The following is a 19766-nucleotide window of genomic DNA, read 5'->3' as shown; positions in this document are numbered from 1 at the left end:
CCCCCGATGAAGGCCTGCCCCACAGAACCCGAACGACAGGATCGACGATGACGATCAGCGGACCGGACACACTCGATTCCGGCGCCTTGGCGGAGCTCGACGAGCTGCGCTTGTCCGACGTGGACAAAGCCCTCCCCTCCGCGGCGAACGGCCTCACCAAGACCGAGTTCCTCGGAACGCAGCCGAGGCTGTCCGCCTTCAGCACGCCCGTCATGGTCCTCGACGAGACGGCCATCGCCGGCAATCTCGACACGATGGCGGCCTGGTGCGAGGCGCACGGGGTCGACCTCGCTCCGCACGGGAAGACGACGATGTCTCCGGTGCTGTGGGACCGGCAGATCCGCAGCGGCGCGTGGGGCATCACGCTCGCGAACTTCGGCCAACTCCGGGTGGCGGTGCGATTCGGCGTGCGCCGGGTGCAGATCGCGAACTCGCTCGTCGACCCGACCGCGCTGCGGTGGCTGGCCGAGCAGATGGACGCGAACCCGGAACTCGAGGTCCTGATGTGGGCCGACTCCCCGCAGACGGTCGACGCGATGACCGCGGCGCTCGCGGACGTCACGGTGGTCCGTCCGCTGCCCGTGCTCGTCGAACTCGGCGGAGAGGGAGGACGCACCGGCGCACGATCCGTGGCCGAGGCAGTGGAGGTGGCCGCACGCATCGGTGAAAGCCCCGCACTGCGGTTGGCCGGCGTCTCCGGTTACGAGGGCGCCCTCGCACACGACGCCTCCGAGGAATCCCTCACCCGGGTCCGCACGTATCTCCGGTCGATGGCCGAACTGCATCGCCGGCTCGAGGCCGAGGGACGCTACCCCGAGGGTCAGGACGTGTACGTGACCGCGGGCGGCAGCGCCTACTTCGACGTGGTCGCCGAGGTGCTCGCCGAACTTGCCGGCGACAGAACCAAAGTGGTGGTCCGCGCCGGCGCATACATCATCCACGACGACGGCTTCTACACCGGGATCTCACCGTTCGGCCGCAGCGAAGACAGGCAGGCGCGTCGTCTCACGTCGGCGATGCACACGTGGGCCCGGGTGGTGTCCCGCCCCGAGCCGGGCCTCGCCCTGCTCGACGCCGGCAAGCGCGACGTCCCGTTCGACGAAGGACTCCCCACCGCGCAGGCCGTCGCCGGCCAACTCGGGGCGACGCCGCGGCCCCTCGTCGGCACCGAAGTGACCGCCGTCAACGACCAGCACGCGTTCCTCCGGCTCGATCCCGCACGGCCCGAACACGATCTGCGTGTCGGGGACGTCGTCAGGCTCGGTCTCTCCCACCCGTGCACCGCGTTCGACAAATGGCGCTGGATTCCCGTCGTCGGCGACGACTCCGACGATCCGGTCGTCGTCGACCTGATCCGCACCTTCTTCTGATCCCCGGCCGAGGACTCACATCATGACCACTCTGATCCGTTCCGCCACCGTCGTCGACGGTTCGGAGGCGCCGAGGTACCGCGCCGACGTGCTCGTCGACGGAGACCGGATCGCCGAAATCTGGCCCGAGGCAGATCACTCCGAGACCGGGCGCCCTCGCGCGGATCGGGTGATCGACGCCGACGGCCTGGTGCTCGCGCCCGGTTTCATCGACATGCACGCCCACTCGGATCTGCAGATCCTGCTGAACCCCGAGCACCCGTCGCGGATCACCCAGGGCGTCACCACCGAGGTACTCGGGCAGGACGGGCTGTCCTACGCACCCGTCACCGACGACGTGCTCGCGGTGGTCCGGCGCAAGATCGCGGGGTGGAACACCGATCCCGAGGATTTCGACTTCTCCTGGCGGAGCGTCGGCGAATACCTCGACCGCCTCGACTGCGGTATCGCCACCAACGTCGCGTATCTCGTCCCGCACGGGGTGGTCCGGGCGCTGGTGGTCGGCTGGGACGACCGGCCGGCGACACCGTCGCAGATCGAGGAGATGCAGCGGATCGTGGCGCAGTCCATGGCGGAGGGTGCCGTCGGGTTGTCCGCCGGGCTGACCTACACGCCGGGAATGTACGCGGACAACGAGGAACTGCTGGCACTGTGCCGGACCGTCGCCGAGTACGGCGGCTACTTCTCCCCGCACCACCGGTCCTACGGCGCCGGCGCCATGGAGGCCTACGCCGAGATGGTCGACCTGACGTCGCGGGCCGGGTGCGCACTGCATCTCGCCCACGCCACGCTGAACTTCGGACCCAACAAGGGCCGCGCCCCGGAACTGCTGGCCCTGCTCGACACGGCCGAATCCGCCGGCGCGGACATCAGCCTCGACACCTACCCCTACCTTCCCGGCGCCACCACGCTGTCGGCGATCCTGCCCAGCTGGGCGTCGGCGGGCAGCATGGAACAAACCCTCGATCGACTCCGGGATCCGGTTGCCCTCGAACGCATCCGCGAGCATCTGGAGGTCACCGGCTCCGACGGTTGCCACGGGGTGATCGCCGAGTGGCACACGCTCGAGATCAGCGGCGTGCAGAACGCGGAACTCGACGACTACGTCGGGAAAACCGTCGCGGACATCGCCGTCGCCGAGAACCGCGACCCCTTCGACGTCTGCATCGACATCCTGATCCGCGACCAACTCGGCAGCGGCATCCTGCAACACGTCGGCCACGAGGAGAACGTGCGCGCAATCATGCAGCACCCCCGGCACACAGGTGGCAGCGACGGACTGCTGGTCGGCGCGAAACCGCACCCGCGCGGGTGGGGAACGTTCGCACGCTACCTCGGGCACTACAGCCGCGATCTCGGCCTGATGTCCCTCGAGGAGTGCGTCGGTCACCTCAGCGGCCGAGCCGCGACGCGGTTGCGGCTGGTGGATCGCGGATTCGTCCGCCGCGGATACGCCGCTGACCTCGTGCTCTTCGATCCGGACACGGTGAGCGACACCGCGACCTACGCACAGCCGCGCCAGGCGGCGGCCGGTATTTCCCACGTATTCGTCCGCGGCCGCCTCGCCCTCGAGGACGGCCGCCTCACCGGCGCGACCGCCGGAAGATCGTTGCGCCGCGAAGAAGGAGGAGCAGTTCGATGACCGAGATCGACATTTTGCGTGCCGACCGGGTACTGACGGTGGTGCGAGCGGAAACCATCCCCGACGCCGCAGACCTGTGCCACGCACTCGCCGAGGGCGGAATCCGGACGGTCGAGCTGACGTTCACCACGCCCGACGTGCTCCATCATCTCGGCCGCGCCGCCGACGCCGCAGCCGCGGCAGGCAGCATCCTCGGCGTCGGAACCGTGATGACCGGCGATCAGGCCGCCGCTGCGATCGACGCCGGCGCGCGGTTCCTCGTGACCCCCGGCATCCGTCCGGACGTCGCGAAAGTCGCCACAGGACAGTCGGTTCCGGTCTTCCTCGGCGCGTTCACCCCCACCGAGGTGGCCATGGCCGTCGACCTCGGCTCGGCCGCGGTCAAGATCTTCCCCGCCAAGCGGCTCGGCCCCGACTACCTGTCGGACCTGCACGGCCCGTATCCCGGCGTGGAACTCCTGCCGTCGGGTGGAATCAACGATTCCAACGCCCGCCAGTTCCTCGACGCCGGCGCGCTGGCCGTGTGCGCGGGCACCAGCGTCGTCCCACCGTCCAGCGTCGCGTCAGGCAACTGGACCGACATCACCGACCGCGCACGATCGTTCGTCGCCGCGCTCTCGAACTAGTCCACTCTCGCCCGACCCCACCACCTCCCCTGGAGACGCAATGACGTCGTTCGTCGACTGGCTGCAGCACGACACAGCCGGACTACTCACTCTCGCAGCGATATCCATCGCCGTGCTGTTGATCCTCATCATCAAGCTGAAGCTCGAGCCGTTCATCGCGCTGATCGTCGTCGGCGTCGGCGTCGCGCTCATCGCGGGAGTGTCGGTGGTCGAACTGGTCGGCACACCGACGTCGGCGGCCGACTCGATTCTGGAGAAGGGGTTCGGCGGCATCCTGGGGCACATCACCCCGATCATCGGCCTGGGCACCGTCCTCGGCGCGATGATGGAACGCTCCGGCGGTGCCGACGTCCTGACCGAACGGCTTCTGAAGTTGTTCGGGCCCAAGGGCGCTCCACTGGCCATGGGTGTCACCGGCCTCGTCCTCGGTATCCCGGTCTTCTTCGACATCGGCATCTTCATCCTCGCCCCGCTCGTGTACGTGGCGGCCAAGCGCGGCGGCAAGTCGCTGGTGATGTACGCGATGCCGATGCTCGCCGGCCTGTCCATGACCCACGCGTTCCTGCCCCCGCACCCGGGACCCGTCGCCGCGGCCGGTCTGCTGCACGTCGACATGGGCTGGATCATCATCATGGGCCTCGCCTGCGGTATCCCCGCCTGGTTCGTCAGTGGCGTCGTCTGGGGCACCTGGATCGGCAAGCGTGTGATCATCGAGGTCCCGGACGAGTTCATCCCGGAGGAGAAGGAAGCCGACAAGAACCCGCCGCCACTCTGGCTGATCTCGTTCATCATCCTCGTGCCGATGGTGCTGATCCTCGGTGCGACGGTCGGCAACGTGGTCCTCGAGGAAGGCTCGACCCTACTGTCGGTCCTCATCTTCCTCGGCACACCCACGATCGCGTTGACCATCGCCGTCCTGCTGGCGTTGTACCTGCTCGGGACCCGGCGCGGAATCACGGCGCAGGAGATCGGTGCGATGTCCGCGGCGGCGTTGAAACCGGTCGGCATGATCCTGCTGGTCGTCGGTGCCGGTGCGTTCTTCGGCGCGGTGCTGCGGGCCACCGGAGTCGGGCAGGCCCTGGCCGACTCGATGGACGCACTCGGTCTCCCGGTCATCCTGTCCGCGTACCTGATCAGCTGCGCCCTCCGCATCGCCCAGGGTTCGGCGACCGTCGCCATCGTCACCACCGCAGGCGTCATCGAGCCGTCGATCGCAGCCGGGAATTATTCGTCCCCGCAGATCGCCCTGATCGTGATCGCCGTGTCGGCCGGATCCATCATCGCCAGCCACGTCAACGACGGCGGATTCTGGATCGTGTCACGGTATTTCAACATGTCGGTCAAAGACACCCTGAAGACGTGGACGGTGCTCGAAACCATCCTGTCCGTGGTGGGCTTCGCGATGGCCTCGCTGATCTGGGTGCTGGTCTAGCTCCCGGAGTCCGCGTCGCGCAGCACCCGCGCCGCACCGGCGAACGTCCGCACCTGCCGGTCGTCCCAGACATGGGCAGGCACACCACCACCCAGCAGTGTGCGGACGAGTGCGGGGTCGTCGCCGATCGGCACGTCGCTGCCCGCGATCACGATGTTGCCGTAGCGGCGGCCCTTGAGCATGGCCGGATCGGCGATGACCGTGGTGTGCGGAAACACGCTGCCGAGGGTCGCCGCCTCCCGGCGCGCCAGGACGAGGTCGCGGGTGTCACCGCAATTGACCGCATAGATCCCGCCGGGCGCCAGCACCCGTCGCACGTGTCCGGTGAACTCCGTCGTCGTCAGCGGCGCCGGAGTCGTGTTCCCGGCGAACACGTCGCGCACGATCAGGTCGCGGCTGGACTCCGTCAGCGTCTCCGTGACCGCCCGCGCCTCACCCACCCGCAGCCGCAGCAGTGGGGCCCGCGGCAGGTCGAACCATTCGCGCACCAACTCGGCGAGCTTGCCGTCGAGTTCGACCACCACCTGCCGGGCGTCCGGATACCGGGCGGCGAGATGCCGGGCGAGTGAGCAGGCGCCGCCACCGAGGTGCAGGGCTCGCACCCGCTGGTCCGTCCCCCAGTGCGAGGCGACCAGTTCGGCGATCCACCGCATGTACTCGAAATCGAGGTGCGTGGGATCCGACAGGTCGATGTGGGAACTTTCGACCCCGTTCACCTTGAGCACCCAGCCGTGCGGATTGAGGTGGTCTTCCGCGAGTTCGCACGTGCCCGTGTCGATCGGGTACACGCCGGCGACGGGGCCCCCGTCGGTTGTCCGGGCAGCCCGACCGCCGCGCTGCCTGCCCATCGTCCGTCTTCCCTACTGCTCGCGCCGTCCGCTCGCGTCTGCTGCGAGAATCGTCCTCCCACGATACCGGGACGAGACACGGGTGACCTACCGTGGTGACGCGCACGAGAAGGGAAGACGATGGAACCTCAGGAAGTCGACTTCGCGCACACCGAAGGCGCTGCGAAGCGACGTCGCGAGAAGGCGATGGGACTCGCGCGGTATGTGTGGGATCGCGGAATCAGCGGTCAGGAACTCCTGGACCTCACCGACGGCACGCTGCGGAAACTCGCTCGGGCGGCCGGGTCGAACCCGCCGAGCACCATGGAGACGTGGCTGACCGTGGTCGAGTTGCTCGACCAGAAGTCGGCGTGGGCAGAACGCCACCCCGACCATCCCGCCGCCACCCCGGCGCACCGCGACGAGAAGATCATGTGGGTGAAGCCGCCGATCGTCCCCTGGACCGACTGACCCGTGAGTACTTGTCAACCGCCCGCGGTTGACAAGTACTCACGGGCGCAGCACGAGGATGCGGTCGTCGCCGTCCCCCGGGTCGCCGCGCCCGTCGCGGTTGCTGGTGCTGAACCAGACGGCACCGTCCGGCGCCGCGACGACGGTACGCAGTCGGCCGTACTCGCCTTCGAACAGCGACTGCGGTTCGCCGAGCGAGCCGTCACCGCCCACGGGGATCCGCCACAGTCGTTCGCCGCGCAGGGCTGCGACCCACAGCGCGCCGTCCTGGAACGCGAGCCCGGACGGGGACGCCTCACCGGTGGACCATTGGACCACCGGATCGACGAAGCCCGCCTCGCCCGACCGCCCCTCGACCTCCGGCCATCCGTAGTTGCCGCCGGGTTCGATCAGGTTCACCTCGTCCCAGGTGTTCGCCCCGAATTCGGTGGCCCACAGCCGGCCGGCGTCGTCCCACGCGAGGCCCTGCACGTTGCGGTGCCCGAGCGACCACACGGGTGAACCTGGGGTGGGGTTGTCGGCCGGGATCGACCCGTCGGGGTCGATCCGCAGGATCTTGCCGCCGAGCGAGGACGGGTCCTGGGCGCGTGGCCGGTCGCCGGCTTCACCGGTCGCGACGTACAGCTTGCCGTCGGGGCCGAACGCGATCCGGCCGCCGTCGTGGATCGATCCGGCGGGGATTCCCGTCAGGATCGGGGCCGGCTCGCCGAGGCTGCGACCGTCGAATCGCAGGGCGACCACCCGGTTGTCGTCGTCGGTGGTCAGGTACGCGTAAATCGTCTGGTCCGTCGCGTAGGCCGGTGAGACGGCGAGGCCCAGCAGTCCCGATTCGCCCCGCGCCGCCACGCCGGGCACCTCGCCGATCATGGTCGTGTCGCCGTTCGCCTGCAGGTGCCGGATCGCGCCGCTGTCCCGTTCCGCGATCAGTGCCGTCCCGTCCGGCAGGAGCGCGATCCCCCACGGCACGTCGAGGTCGGCGGCGATCGCCGTGGGCTCGGTGCCTGCCGGCGCGACGACCGCGGTGGTCGTCGACGGCTGCGCGGAACTCCCCTCGGACTGGCAGGCCGCCGCGCACGTGACGACCGCCAGCAACGCCGCAGCCGAGAAAAGTCGCCGTCCCATGGGTGTCCTCCCGTCGCGCGACCGCACCCTGTCCATCCTCCCTTAGGTGAGTGGCAAAGTATCCTCGACCACGCATCGCCACTCACGTGAGGAGGTGACGGCCGGTGATCCTTCCGCAGAAGATCGCGCAGGGGGTGGCGGACGGCACCGTCACGGTCGCCTTCCGCCGCTGGGCAGCACCACGGGTGCTCGAGGGCTCGGAGTTCCACACCGTCTCGGGGATGATCCGGATCAGCTCGATCACGACCGTCGACCCGGACGGAATCACCGAGGACGACGCCAGCCGCGCCGGGGCCGCCTCCGTCGACGAGGCCCTGGCCGCGCTGCGCGGCACCCCCGGACAGCCGGTGTACCGCATCGGCCTCGAGTGGGTCGGTGAGGATCCCCGCATCGCGCTGAGCAGTGACGACGACCTCACGGACGACACGATTTCGGAGATCGCTCAGCATCTGGAGCGGCTGGATGGGCGGAGCAGTCACGGCCCGTGGACACGCACGATCCTGCAGCTCGTCGCCGACAACCCCGGCCGCCGCGCACCCGATCTCGCCGCGAGCCTCGGCCGCGAGACACAACCGTTCAAGCGGGACGTCCGGAAGCTGAAGAATCTGGGGCTGACGCACAGTCTCGACGTCGGGTACCGGATCTCGCCGCGCGGCGCCGCCTACCTCGCGGCAACCGCACCCGACGACGCCTGACCGGTCATTCGCCGCGCTTACACTGTGCTCCATGGCCACTGCGGGCGATCTGAACCTCGAGCGGTACTTCGAACGGATCGGGTACGACGGCGACCGATCCGCGACGACGGTGACGCTGAACCAGCTTGCCGCACATCATGCCCGGTCGATCCCGTTCGAGAACCTCGACCCGTTCCTCGGCACACCGAACCGGCTCGACCTGCCATCGCTGCAACAGAAATTGGTCGAATCCCGAAGGGGCGGTTACTGCTTCGAGCAGAATCTCCTTCTGCGGGCCGTCCTGGTCGAGCTCGGATTCGACGTGACTCCGCTCGCCGCCCGGGTCCTGTGGGGATCTCCGATCGAAGCGGTCACTCCGCGCTCGCACATGCTGTTGCTCGTCGACGTGGCCGGGGAGCGAAGGCTCATCGACGTCGGGTTCGGCGGGATGACCCTCAACACCACGTTGCGCCTCGAACTGGACACCGTGCAGGACACGCCGCTGGAACCGTTCCGGCTGGTCGACGTCGCGGGCGATTACGCGATGCAAGCACTCGTCGGTGACGAGTGGCGGACCCTCTACCGGTTCGACCTCACCAGGCAGTTCCCCGTCGACTACGAGGCCCCCAACTGGTACCTGTCGACCTGGCCCGGATCGCATTTCGTGACCGGACTCATGGCGGCGCGGGCCACGGAAGACCGCCGCTACGCCCTGGCCGGTACGCGACTGACGGTGCACCACCTCGGTGGGACGTCCGAGCGGCGCGAACTGGCGTCCGTCGATGAACTGCGGGACAGTCTCGAAACCGATTTCCTCATCGACACGAGCGGAATGGCTACACTGGACGCGGCGTTCAGCCGGGTCCGGCACACCTAGTCGGCCGGTAACATGACGGCGTGTGCGAAACAGGTGGCTGCTGAGGTGGCCGAGCAGCCGGCGTCGGGGGAACGGTATTTCCTCGAGTCCCTGGACCGTGGCCTGACCGTTCTCGAATGCTTCGACGAACAGCACCGGGAACGCACACTGAGTGAGGTGGCGCAGGCTGTCGGGATCACCCGGTCCACGGCGCGCCGTATTCTGCTCACCCTGGTGGACAAGGGTTTCCTGCGTCTCGAAGGACGCAACTTCTCGCTCACACCCCGGGTGCTGCGGTTCGGCTTCTCGTACCTCGCCGCGCTGCGACTGCCGCAGGTCGCCGACCCGCACATCGAGGCTCTCGCGAAGGAACTGGGCGAGACCATCTCCGTCACCATCCTCGACGGTCCCGACGTGGTGTACGTGGCGCGGGTCCGCTCGCCCCGGATCATCCGCATCTCCATCACCGTGGGCATGCGGTTCCCCGCGTATGCGACGTCCACGGGACGGGTTCTGCTGGCCGGACTTTCGGCCGACGCGCTCGACGACTACCTGAAGACCACCGAATTCCAGGCCTTCACACCGCACACGATCTCCGACGTCGAACACCTGCGCGCCGACGTCCGGAAGGTCGCCGCCGACGGCTGGTCGATGTCGGAGAACGAGCTCGAGATCGGCATCCGCGGCGCCGCCGTTCCCATCCGGGATCGGACGGGCGCCGTGGTCGCCGCCCTCAACTCCTCGCTGCAGGGCACGCAGTACACGCGGGACGACGTCGCGGCGTCGGTGGTGCCGAAACTCGTCGCGACCGCGGAGCGGATCGGCTCCGACCTGTCCCTCGGCTAGACGCCGAGGGATCAGCTACGTCTCGATCGACCCTGGCTCAGCGCGCGTTCGCGAGCGTTGCGGACGTTGCGGACGTTGCGGAGTCCGACACCGCTGCACCCGAATCGGGCTGCAGTCGCCACGCGATCAGGGCGCTGACGATGCAGCCGCCGGCCAGGTACACGGCCACGAGGTGCCAGGACCCGCCGCTGGCGGTGACCAGCGCTGCCGCGATGAACGGGGTGAAGCCGCCGCCGATCGCGCTGGCCACCTGGTATCCGACGCCCGCGCCGCTGTACCGGTACTCGGCCCCGAACATCTCGGTGAACAGCGGCTGCTGCACGCTGACGACCATGTCGTGCGAGATGTTGACGAGGAGCACGGCGAGGATGACGGTGCCGATCATCGACCCGTTCTCGAGGAAGATGAAGAACGGGAACGCGCACACCGCGCCGATCAGTGCGCCGAGGATGTAGACGCGTCGCCGGCCGTGCTTGTCGGACAGCCACGCGAACAGCGGGATGGTGCCGATACCCACGGCACCGACGAGCAGACCGACGTTGAGCATGAAGTTGCGCTCCATCCCCAGTTCCTGGGTGGAGTAGCTCAACGCGAACGTGGTCACGATGTACATGGAGAACAGTTCGGCGAAACGCAGGCCGATGATCTGGAGGAATGCCTTCGGGTGGTTGCGCAGTGCCTCGACGAGGGGAATCCGCTTCTTGTCCTGCGCGGTCTGCTCCTCCTCGACCTTCTCGACCTTCTCGACCTTCTCGACGAACTCGGGGCTCTCCTGCACTCCGGCGCGGATCCACAGGCCGATACCGACCAGGACGACGCTGGCGACGAACGGAACACGCCATCCCCACTGACTGAACGCGTCCTCGGTGGTCAGGTTGCTCATGAGCATGACGAATCCGGTCGCGAGGATGAGCCCGACCGAGTAGCCGACCTGCACTCCGCTGCTGTAGAACGCCTTCTTCTTCGGCGGGGCGCTCTCGACGGCCATCAACGCCGCCCCACCCCACTCGCCGCCGACGGCGAAGCCCTGGATGGCGCGCAGCGTGACGAGCAGGACCGGAGCCCACCAGCCGATCGACCCGAACGACGGCAGCAGTCCGATCAGGGCCGTGCTCGTTCCCATGATCAGGACGGTGAGGATCAGCATCCGTTTGCGCCCGATGCGGTCGCCGTAATGGCCGAACACCACACCGCCGAGCGGCCGGAACAGGAATCCGACGCCGAACGTCGCGAACGCGGCGAGCGTTCCGATCGCCGGGCTGACGTTCGGGAAGAACTCCGAGTTGAAGACCAGTGCCGCGACCAACCCGTAGAGCAGGAAGTCGTACCAGTCGATGACCGCGCCGACGAAACTGCTCAGCGCTGCTCTTCGCGCCTGCTTCTCGGCTGCCGGGGTGAAGGCGTGATCGCTCATTCCGATGTCCCGTCTAGGTTGGTACCGGACAGATCCTGTTCGAATACCGAACGCATGTCCGCTGGTTGAATAATGTGACGGTAGCCATAGCGTTTCCGCGTTGTCAAGAAGGCGCAGATGCGTGGTACTGCCGTTTCGTCTATCTCGACCGCGCGAATTTCACCGAATCGGCGGTTCCGGAGCCCCCACGACTCGTACACACTTTTCCGAATCAGCGACGCACATCACACCCGGAGTAGCGCCGAAGGGATTTCTCCATGTCAGGAACCACCGATCCGCAGCTTCAGCACACACTGAAGAAGCGGCACCTCTCGATGATCGCTATCGCGGGGGTGATCGGCGCAGGCCTCTTCGTGGGCTCCGGGGTCGCGATCCGCGAGACGGGCCCCGGCGTACTCGTGGCCTACGCACTCGCGGGCATCGTCGTCATCCTGGTGATGCGCATGCTCGGCGAAATGTCGACCGCCAACCCCGAGACGGGATCGTTCTCGGCGTACGCCGACCGCGCGATCGGCCGATGGGCCGGCTTCAGCATCGGCTGGCTCTACGCGTGGTTCTGGATCATCGTCCTCGGCATCGAGGCGACGGCAGGCGCCGTCATCATGAACCGCTGGATCCCCGACGTCCCGCAGTGGAGTTGGGCACTGATCCTGATGGTGTTGCTCACGCTGACGAACATCGCGTCCGTGAAGTCGTTCGGCGAGTTCGAGTTCTGGTTCGCGTCGATCAAGGTCGCGGCCATCGTGATCTTCCTGATGCTCGGTGTCCTCGCGATCTGCGGAGCCCTGCCCGGAGTCGAGGCCCCCGGACTCACCAACCTCACCGGTCACGGCGGGTTCTTCCCCAACGGGGCAGGTGCCGTGTTCGCGGCGGTCCTCGTCGTCGTGTTCTCCTTCTTCGGCGCCGAGATCGCCACCATCGCCGCCGGCGAATCCGCCAACCCCGTGGCAGCAGTGCGCAACGCGGTGCGTTCCGTCGTGTGGCGCATCCTCATCTTCTACATCGGCTCCATCGCCGTCGTCGTGACGCTGCTCCCCTGGGACGACGCCTCCGTCGCGTTGAGCCCGTACGTCGCCGTCATGGACTCGTTCGGCATTCCGGCGGCCGGCAACATCATGGACGTCGTCGTGCTCACGTCGGTGCTGTCCTGCCTGAACTCCGGCCTGTACACGGCGAGCCGCATGATCTTCTCGCTCTCCCGCCGCGGCGACGCCCCGGCCTCGTTGTCGAAGATCGGCTCGTCGGGTGTTCCGCGCCAGGCCGTGCTCGTCTCGACGGTCGTGGGATTCCTGACTGTGGGCCTCAACTACCTGTACCCGGACACCGTGTTCCTGTTCCTCGTCAACTCCTCGGGCGCGATCGCACTGTTCGTGTGGCTGGCGATCTCGGTGTCGCAGCTGCGCATGCGGCGCAGCCTCGAGGCGGAGGGCAAGGACCTGTCGCTGAAGATGTGGCTGTTCCCGTACCTGACGTGGTGCACCATCGCCGCCATCATCGCGCTCTGCGTCGGCATGCTCGTGCTGCCGGAGACCAGGAGCCAGATGTACGTCTCGATGGGTCTCGCCGTGGTCGTGGTCGGAATCGGGATCTACCGTCAGCGCACGCGCGGGACCATCGACGAGACGCCGGATCCCTCGACCTCCGGCGAAGAGGTCGACGCACTCCGCCCCTGAGCTCGGATCGGCCGGGATGTTCGCATATCGAACAGTAGTGCGCTCTCGGAACTCGGCGTACAGTCCCGCCGAGGAAAGGCCGGACCCACCGGCCCGAGGAAGGACCGAAGCTCATGAAGTGGGCGATTCTGGGTGCGAGCAACGTCGCCGCCACACGCGTACTCCCCGCGTTGCGGGAGTGCGGGCAGACCGCGGCAGTCGTGCTCAGCGGCGACGCGGCGCGCGCGGAGGACTACCGGCAGGCCAATGACATCGAGTCCGCCACCGGCGACCTGCGCGAAGCGGTGGGCGGGGACGTCCAGGCCGCCTACATCTCCTCGACCAACGACAAGCACTTCGACCACGCCATGGCCGCGATCGACGCGGGTCTGCACGTGCTGTGCGAGAAGCCGCTCTCCTTCGACGTCACGCAGGCGCAGAAGATGGTCGACGCGGCCGCGGCCGCGGGGGTGGTCTTCGCGACGAACCATCATCTCCGCACCCATCCCGTTCACCGTGCGGCACGAAAGTTGCTGGCGGAGGGTGTGATCGGCGACATCCTGTCGGCGCGCGTCAGCAACGCCATTCTGCTGCGCCAGGCCCTGCGTGGGTGGCGTCTCGACGGCGTCGGCGGCGGAGTCGTGCTCGACCTCGCGGTGCACGACATCGATACGCTCCGCTTCGTCACCGGGATGGAACCGGCCATCGTGACGGCGGTGGGCGTGTGCCAGGGACTCAGTGCGGGTCCGGCGGACGCCGTGATGACGAGTGGTGTACTCGGCACTTCCACCCTGTTCTCGCTCCACGACGCATATACGGTCCCGGGCGCCGTGACGGGATTCGAGATCCACGGAACGTCCGGCACTCTCGTCGCAGGCGACTGCATGCGCCCCGATCCCACCGGGACGCTGCGGATCGTCGCGGACGGGCAGGACACGAACGTCCCACTCGAGACCGTCGACAACCTGTACGCACCAGGGATCCGGGCGTTCGTCGACGCCGTCCGCGGGAACGGTGAACCGGTGGCGACCGGACACGACGGACTGCGTTCGGTGACCGCCGCACTGGCCGTCCTGCAGTCGATCGACGAGGGCCGGACGGTGCGCCTCTGAGGAGAGGCCGCTACATGATCAGCCCGCTTGGGCGACGCCGCAGCGGCGACTGTTCCTGCACGGGCATCGAATTCGGCGGCACGGGGTAGGGTGCACCGGCGTTGAGCGTCCCCGCGGCCACGTTCGGCCCGCACTGCGCGATCGCCGCCTGCAGGCGTGGCCCGGGGTCGGTCATCACGGGAACGCCGGCGTTCGGTGCCGACGAGAAGTCGAACGCGGACGTCATGTCGCCGACGGCGCCGCGGCGCCACTCGGTGAGATTGGGGACGGGCACACCGAACCGCTTCTCCAGCAACCGGAGCTGCGACGTGTGATCGAACGTGTCGGACGCGACGAGGCCGCCGCGACTGTACGGCGAGACGATCAGCGACGGCACCCGGAAACCGAGACCGATCGGACCCGGATTGTTCTCGCTCTCCGACACCGTGTTCAGCGAAACCGTCAGATATTCACCCGGGGTGCCCGGCGGCGGTGTGGGCGGGGTGACGTGGTCGAAGAAGCCGCCGTTCTCGTCGTAACTGATGATCAGCGCGGTCTTCTCCCAGATCGCCGGGTTCGACGTGAGGATGTCGAGTACCTCGACGATCCCGACCGCGCCCGCGGCCGGGGGCAGCGCCGGATGCTCGCACGTGAAGATGTTGGGCACGATCCAGGACACCGCGGGCAGGGTGCCGTTCGCGACGTCGGCCCGGAAGTCGTTCGGGTACGTCGGATCGAGACCGCGGCGAGCGAGTTCCGAATTCGGGTCGCTGTACTGCGTGAAGCAGCCGAGCATCCCGTCGAGCGCGACACTCGACACGGGGCCGAGGTCCTTGTTGGCGTACACCTTCCAGCTGACGCCGGCCTCCTGCAGGTTCTCCGGATAGGTGCGCCAGGAGTAGACGAACCTGGGGATCACCGTCGGCGTCTCGACCAGCGGCCCACCGGCCAGCCCGTCCGGATCGATCGTTCCCGTCATCCAGTACAGCCGGTTCGGGTCCGTCGGTCCGAGTACCGAGCAGAAGTAGTGATCGCAGATGGTGAAGGCGTCGGCGAGGTCGTAGTGCACCGGGATGTCGGCTCGCGTGTAGTAGCCCATCGTCGCGGGACCGTTGAGCGGCCCCTCGTGCGCGATGTGCACCGGCATCCACCGGTCCATCGCGCCGCCGTTCCACGCGTCGTGCTGCGGACCCCACGAATGGGTGGGGTCGTTGATGCATTCGCCGTCGAGATGTGTGCCCTGCGTGGTGTCGAGCCGGAACGGGTTGAGAAACCCGGTCGGGGTGGGCCCGGCACCCGGCGTCCAGCCGTACTGCTGCCACGCAGGTGACGGGTCGTCGAACCCGCGCACCCCCGACAGGGTGCCGTAATAGTGGTCGAACGAGCGGTTCTCCTGCATGAGGTAGACGAAGTGCTCGATGTCGTTCAGCGACCCACTGCCGCCCGGGTCCTGCGCGTAGGCGCGGTCGATGACCGGGCCCGCCCACGAGCTGAGGAAGGCGGCACCACCGGCCGCCGCGGCGGAGGCGAGGAACTTGCGTCGTGAGATGTCCGATGCCGGGGTCACGGATCGTGACGGTAGTCGCTGCGGACGCCACCCGCCCGGCGAATGCGCAGGTTCCTCTACTGCGGGCCGAAAGGCACGTCACCTTCCAGCGTGATGCGGTGCATGACGCGGTGCTGGGTTCCGTAGTCGCGGTTGGCGTAGTGCGCGGTGCTGCGGTTGTCCCACAGCACGAGGTCGCCGAGGCGCCAGCGGTGCCGCACGATGTGCTCGGGTTTGGTCAGGTGTGCGTAGAGGAAGTCGAGGATTCCCCGGCTCTCCGCCTCGGACACTCCGGCGATGTGGGACGTGAAGCCCGGGTTCACGAAGATGCCCTTGCGTCCCGTCTCCGGGTGCACCCGCACGACGGGATGCTCGACGGGCACGAGCGCGGTGACTTCCTCACCGTCCCAGACGTTTCCCTTGCCGCCCCGCTTCTGCGCGAGGTAATACCCGAACTCGCGGTTGCCGTCGTGCACCGCAGTCAGCTGATCGATCAGCTGCCGGACCGGCAGCGACAGCGACTCGTACGCGAGTTGACTGTCGGCCCAGTTGGTGTCGCCGCCGTGCGGCGGGAGGACGACGGGACGGAGGATCGACCCCAGCGGCGGTCGCTTCATGAACGTCACGTCGGTGTGCCACACGTCGGCGAAACCGTTGTCCTGGCTGTCGAGCGCGTACACCTCCTGCGCGACGTCGCCGCTGTCGTGGACGGGGTGCCCCGCCGTCAGCCGGCCGAGCCGGCGACCGAACTCGATATGACTCGTGTCGTCGACTGACTGACCGCGCAGGACCAGCACCTTGTGCGCGGTCAACGCCGAACGGATCGCGGCGACCTCGTCGTCGGTGGCGGACGCGACGTCCAGGCCGATGATCTCGGCCCCGAAGTGGGGGCCGAACTTGTCGAGCGTCAGCGACGCTGTTCTGGTTTCGAATGCAGTACTCATGGTGTCTTTCCGCGAAGGTGATGGTGCCTGGGTACGGGCGCACCGGCCCGGACCTGCGAACGCGGAGAATGCGTGAGGAATGACCGGATGCCGGAGGCTACCGAGGAGTGGACAGCACGCGGTACGCGCGCCGGACCATCAGCAACAACAGATGTTGGCGCACGTACGGCACAGGTCGACGGTGAGGCGTCGCACCAGGTGAGTCGTATGCACGAAGCAATTCCTACCGGATGGGAGGGAAATGAGCAAGCTCGGGGCAATCGGCGGCGATCAGCTCCAGCGCGCCTGACCACCGTCGAGCGGGATGGTGGCACCGGACAGGTAACCGGCGTCGGGGCCGACGAGGAAGACGACGGCACGTCCGATGTCCTGCTCGCAGTCACCGATCCGGCCGAGCGGGATCGACTTCACGAACTCGGCGGCCTCCTCGGGGTTGTTCTCCGTCCACCATTTCAGCCCCGGGGACAGTGCATGCGGCGCAATCGCGTTGACGCGGATTCCGTCGGGTCCCCATTCGCTGGCCGCGGTTCGGGTGAGCGAGCGCATCGCCTCCTTGGTGGCCGCGTAGAGGCCGTAACCGCTGGTGTCCCACCGCACCGCCGAGGAGCTGACGAGGTTGATGATCGAGCCGCCGCCGCGCGCCTTCAGGTGCGGGTAGCACAGCTGCATGAGGAACAGGGTGGCCACCGGACCGACGGCCATGGCACGGTCCAATAGTTTCGGAGTGATGTCGAGGAGCGGTCCGAGCGCGCTCGCGTTGGCGTTGTTGACGAGGATGTCGATGCCACCGAATTCGTCCACGACTCGGTCGACCATCGGGCCCAGTTGATCGCGTTTGCTGACGTCGCAGACGATCGGCTCGGCGATGCCGCCGAAGTCGGCGATGGCGGCGCACGTGTCGACGAGTTTCGCCTCCGTTCGCCCGACCACCGCGATCCGGGCGCCTTCCTTGGCCAGCGCGAACGCCATGCCGGCGCCCACGCCCTGACCGGCGCCGGTGATCAGTGCGACCTTGCCGTCCAGTGTCCCCATCACGAGTCTCCTTTGCCGGGTTCGGTGTCGGCTGCCCACCGGTTGGACGTCAGCCGGAAGCTGGGAATGTCGGCCAGCGACATCACCGCCTCGTATGTGCGCTCGTATCCGGTGTGGGCGATCCGCCATCGGCCGTCCGGTCCGCGGACGTAGCGGTCGGAGTAGAACGCCGCCCCGCGCAGCACCGTGTCGTGCTCCGGGATCAGCACGATGTCGGAGAGGTACCAGCGTCCGGTCGCCGTGTCGCCGTCGACGTCGATCTCCGGGTGACCGCAGTGGTGTTCGGTAATGGTCTGCGGCCCCAGATTCGACTTCATGAACTCGACGAGCGCGTCCCGCGACTCGAACGCGAGATGCTCACCGTAGTTCGCCGTTGCGTCGGGGAGGAGCGTGTCGGCGAACTCGTCCCAGCATTTCGTGTCCAGGGCCCGCAGATACGCGTACTTGAGCCTGCTGATCGCGGCGACGGCCTCGAGATCCACGTAATTCACCCTTCGTCCGCCCCCAAAACTGACACCTGTTCTACCACGGATCGCCAGGTGTGGGGGCGGACTCGGGATTACCGGCCGGTGCTGCCCGCGTCGGTCATCGACTGACGCTGCCCGCGTCGACCGGCAGGGCGACGGACGTGATGTACCGCGCCTCGTCCGAAGCCAGGAACAGCGCGGCGTTGGCCACGTCGACCGGCTCGATCCACGGAATCGACAGCATGTTCATCGTCACGGCCGCAGCCGCGAACTCTTCGCGGGTGGGGTGCTCGAGGTCGGGCCGGAACGCCCGCCGCACCATGTCGTTCTGGATCATGTCCGTGTCCACGTTCGTGGGATGCACGCTGTTGACCCGCACCCGGTGCGGCGCGAGCTCCTTGGCCAGCGACCGCATCAGGCCCACCACCCCGTGCTTGGCCGCGGTGTAGTGGGCGACGCCGACGAGCCCGCGCAGCCCGGCGATGGAACTCGTCAGGATCATCGCCCCGCCGCCCCGCTCGATCAGGTGCGGCGCCGCAGCCTTGCACGTCTGCCACACCCCCGTCAGATTGACGTCGAGCATCGTCTGCCACGTCTCGGAGTCGAGCTCCAGCGCGGCACCCGAGGACGTGATGCCTGCCGTGGCGCACACGAAGTCCAGCCCGCCCAGTTCGCCGGCCGCCGCGGTGACCGCCTCGGCGAGCGCCGTTCCGTCACGCACGTCCACCTGCGCGGTCACGATCCGGCGGCCGGTGTCCCGGACCAGTTTCGCGGTCTCCTCGAGGTCCTCCGGACTCGCCGGTGGCGTCACCACCGTGCCGACCGGGCCACACAGGTCGACGGCGACGACGTCCGCGCCCTCCTGTGCGAACCGCAACGCCTGCGCCCGGCCGATCCCGCGTGCGGCACCGGTGACCAGGACGACTCTTCCGTTCACTCGACCTGTCATCTCTACACCTTCTGGGTCAGTCCGGCGTCGACCACGAGTTGTGTGCCGGTGATGTATCGCGATTCGTCCGAGGCCAGGAACAGCAGCGCATTGCTGACGTCCCGCGAGTCCAGCCACGGAACGGGCAGCATGTGGTTCGCTGCGAGGACGGGGACGACGTCGTCCCGGGTCGGATTTTCGAGGTCCGGCCGCAGCCGCGCCATCGTCTCCGGGTTGAGGGTCATACGGGTGCCGACGGCACCGGGGTGCAGCACGTTCACCCGGATGAACTGCGGTCCGAGTTCGTTGGCGAGGGTCCGGGCCAACCCGACCACGGCGGTCTTGGACGCCGAATAGTGGGCGGCCCCGGCCACCGACTTGATGCCTGCGGTCGAACTGACGATCACGACGGAACCGCCGCCGTCCCGCATCGCCGGGACCGCGGCCTTCGCCGTGTTCCAGACGCCGGTGAGGTTGACGTCGAGCGATCGGTGCCAGACCGCGTCGTCGATCGACCACGCCGGGCCGGGGTTGTCGCAAACACCCGCATTCGCGACGACGACGTCGAGGGGCCCCAGTTCCGCGACTCCGGCATCGACGGCCGCCCGCAACGCGGACGGGTCACGCACATCGGCGTGGGCGACGACCGCGCGCCGGCCGAGTTCGCCGACCAGCCTTCCGGTTTCGGCGAGATCCGCCTCGGCCGACGGCAGATCGACGACGACGACGTCGGCGCCCTCCTCCGCGAGCCGGACCGCGTGACTGCGTCCCATGCCGTTCCCGGCACCGGTGATGAAGGCGACCTTGCCTGCCATCCGTGACATCG

At 68.0% G+C, this 19766-nt stretch carries 19 protein-coding genes; 10 read left to right on the top strand and 9 right to left on the bottom strand.

Annotated features, from left to right (window positions below; genetic code table 11):
- The first annotated feature begins 47 nt into the window (after positions 1-47).
- The 4 genes from CJ177_RS14640 to CJ177_RS14625 are packed head-to-tail and all read left to right on the top strand — an operon-like array spanning position 48 to position 5070.
- A complete protein-coding gene (locus tag CJ177_RS14640; protein ID WP_095868002.1) occupies positions 48-1370 on the top strand; it encodes an amino acid deaminase in 1323 nt (440 codons plus the stop codon).
- 22 nt (positions 1371-1392) lie between these two features.
- A complete protein-coding gene (locus CJ177_RS14635; protein ID WP_025433243.1) occupies positions 1393-3012 on the top strand; it encodes an amidohydrolase family protein in 1620 nt (539 codons plus the stop codon).
- Positions 3009-3638 (top strand): bifunctional 4-hydroxy-2-oxoglutarate aldolase/2-dehydro-3-deoxy-phosphogluconate aldolase, encoded by a 630-nt coding sequence (locus CJ177_RS14630; protein WP_095868001.1) that lies wholly within the window; start codon positions 3009-3011, stop codon positions 3636-3638. The genes CJ177_RS14635 and CJ177_RS14630 overlap by 4 nt, the downstream gene beginning before the upstream one ends.
- A 40-nt stretch (positions 3639-3678) precedes the next feature.
- Positions 3679-5070: a GntP family permease gene (locus tag CJ177_RS14625; RefSeq protein WP_005251223.1), complete on the top strand. Its 1392-nt coding sequence runs from the start codon at positions 3679-3681 to the stop codon at positions 5068-5070.
- Here CJ177_RS14625 and CJ177_RS14620 read toward each other — a convergent pair.
- Positions 5067-5918, bottom strand: coding sequence for a spermidine synthase (locus CJ177_RS14620; protein ID WP_061698548.1), 852 nt, complete (start codon positions 5916-5918; stop codon positions 5067-5069). The two genes, CJ177_RS14625 and CJ177_RS14620, sit on opposite strands and share 4 nt — an antisense overlap.
- 120 nt (positions 5919-6038) lie before the next feature.
- Here CJ177_RS14620 and CJ177_RS14615 point away from each other — a divergent pair, with 120 nt between their 5' ends.
- Positions 6039-6368, top strand: coding sequence for a hypothetical protein (locus tag CJ177_RS14615; protein WP_005251221.1), 330 nt, complete (start codon positions 6039-6041; stop codon positions 6366-6368).
- A 39-nt stretch (positions 6369-6407) separates the two neighbouring features.
- Here the strand turns inward: CJ177_RS14615 and CJ177_RS14610 are convergent, their stop codons facing one another.
- Positions 6408-7490 carry a sorbosone dehydrogenase family protein gene (locus CJ177_RS14610; RefSeq protein WP_061698549.1) on the bottom strand — a complete coding sequence of 361 codons (1083 nt, stop codon included), beginning with the start codon at positions 7488-7490 and terminating at the stop codon, positions 6408-6410.
- Positions 7491-7594: 104 nt separating this feature from the next.
- Between CJ177_RS14610 and CJ177_RS14605 the strand changes: the two genes are divergently transcribed.
- The 3 genes from CJ177_RS14605 to CJ177_RS14595 are packed head-to-tail and all read left to right on the top strand — an operon-like array spanning position 7595 to position 9866.
- Positions 7595-8185, top strand: a complete 591-nt coding sequence (locus CJ177_RS14605; RefSeq protein ID WP_005251218.1) for a hypothetical protein — start codon at positions 7595-7597, stop codon at positions 8183-8185.
- Positions 8186-8216: 31 nt separating this feature from the next.
- Entirely contained in the window at positions 8217-9041 is an 825-nt protein-coding gene (locus CJ177_RS14600) for an arylamine N-acetyltransferase (RefSeq protein WP_061698551.1), read from the top strand.
- A gap of 45 nt (positions 9042-9086) precedes the next feature.
- Positions 9087-9866: an IclR family transcriptional regulator C-terminal domain-containing protein gene (locus CJ177_RS14595; RefSeq protein ID WP_095868000.1), complete on the top strand. Its 780-nt coding sequence runs from the start codon at positions 9087-9089 to the stop codon at positions 9864-9866.
- A 37-nt stretch (positions 9867-9903) separates the two neighbouring features.
- Here CJ177_RS14595 and shiA read toward each other — a convergent pair whose 3' ends face one another.
- Complete coding sequence (shiA, locus tag CJ177_RS14590) at positions 9904-11280, bottom strand: shikimate transporter (protein ID WP_095867999.1); 1377 nt, start codon at positions 11278-11280, stop codon at positions 9904-9906.
- 257 nt (positions 11281-11537) lie between these two features.
- On the opposite strand from shiA, the gene CJ177_RS14585 reads away from it, so the two are divergent.
- Positions 11538-12953 carry an amino acid permease gene (locus CJ177_RS14585; protein ID WP_095867998.1) on the top strand — a complete coding sequence of 472 codons (1416 nt, stop codon included), beginning with the start codon at positions 11538-11540 and terminating at the stop codon, positions 12951-12953.
- Positions 12954-13066: 113 nt separating this feature from the next.
- Positions 13067-14044 (top strand): Gfo/Idh/MocA family protein, encoded by a 978-nt coding sequence (locus CJ177_RS14580; RefSeq protein WP_061698554.1) that lies wholly within the window; start codon positions 13067-13069, stop codon positions 14042-14044.
- A gap of 10 nt (positions 14045-14054) precedes the next feature.
- Here the strand turns inward: CJ177_RS14580 and CJ177_RS14575 are convergent, their stop codons facing one another.
- The 6 genes from CJ177_RS14575 to CJ177_RS14550 form a co-directional block, all read right to left on the bottom strand.
- Complete coding sequence (locus CJ177_RS14575; protein ID WP_005251207.1) at positions 14055-15590, bottom strand: phospholipase C; 1536 nt, start codon at positions 15588-15590, stop codon at positions 14055-14057.
- A 56-nt stretch (positions 15591-15646) separates the two neighbouring features.
- Positions 15647-16513 (bottom strand): TauD/TfdA family dioxygenase, encoded by an 867-nt coding sequence (locus CJ177_RS14570; protein ID WP_095867997.1) that lies wholly within the window; start codon positions 16511-16513, stop codon positions 15647-15649.
- A 270-nt stretch (positions 16514-16783) separates the two neighbouring features.
- On the bottom strand, positions 16784-17545 hold the full coding sequence (locus tag CJ177_RS14565) for an SDR family NAD(P)-dependent oxidoreductase (RefSeq protein ID WP_005251203.1): 762 nt from the start codon (positions 17543-17545) through the stop codon (positions 16784-16786).
- Positions 17545-18027 (bottom strand): nuclear transport factor 2 family protein, encoded by a 483-nt coding sequence (locus tag CJ177_RS14560; protein ID WP_095867996.1) that lies wholly within the window; start codon positions 18025-18027, stop codon positions 17545-17547. Before CJ177_RS14560 ends, CJ177_RS14565 begins: the two co-directional genes overlap by 1 nt.
- A gap of 103 nt (positions 18028-18130) precedes the next feature.
- A complete protein-coding gene (locus CJ177_RS14555; protein WP_005251199.1) occupies positions 18131-18961 on the bottom strand; it encodes a mycofactocin-coupled SDR family oxidoreductase in 831 nt (276 codons plus the stop codon).
- 2 nt (positions 18962-18963) lie between these two features.
- A complete protein-coding gene (locus tag CJ177_RS14550; RefSeq protein ID WP_061041234.1) occupies positions 18964-19764 on the bottom strand; it encodes a mycofactocin-coupled SDR family oxidoreductase in 801 nt (266 codons plus the stop codon).
- Between the last annotated feature and the right edge of the window lie 2 nt (positions 19765-19766).

This window comes from Rhodococcus sp. ACPA1, assembly GCF_002300195.1.
Taxonomy (GTDB): Bacteria; Actinomycetota; Actinomycetes; order Mycobacteriales; family Mycobacteriaceae; genus Rhodococcus_F; species Rhodococcus_F opacus.
The sequence above is the reverse complement of the archived record's forward strand: the minus strand, read 5'-3'. Positions and strand labels throughout refer to the sequence as shown.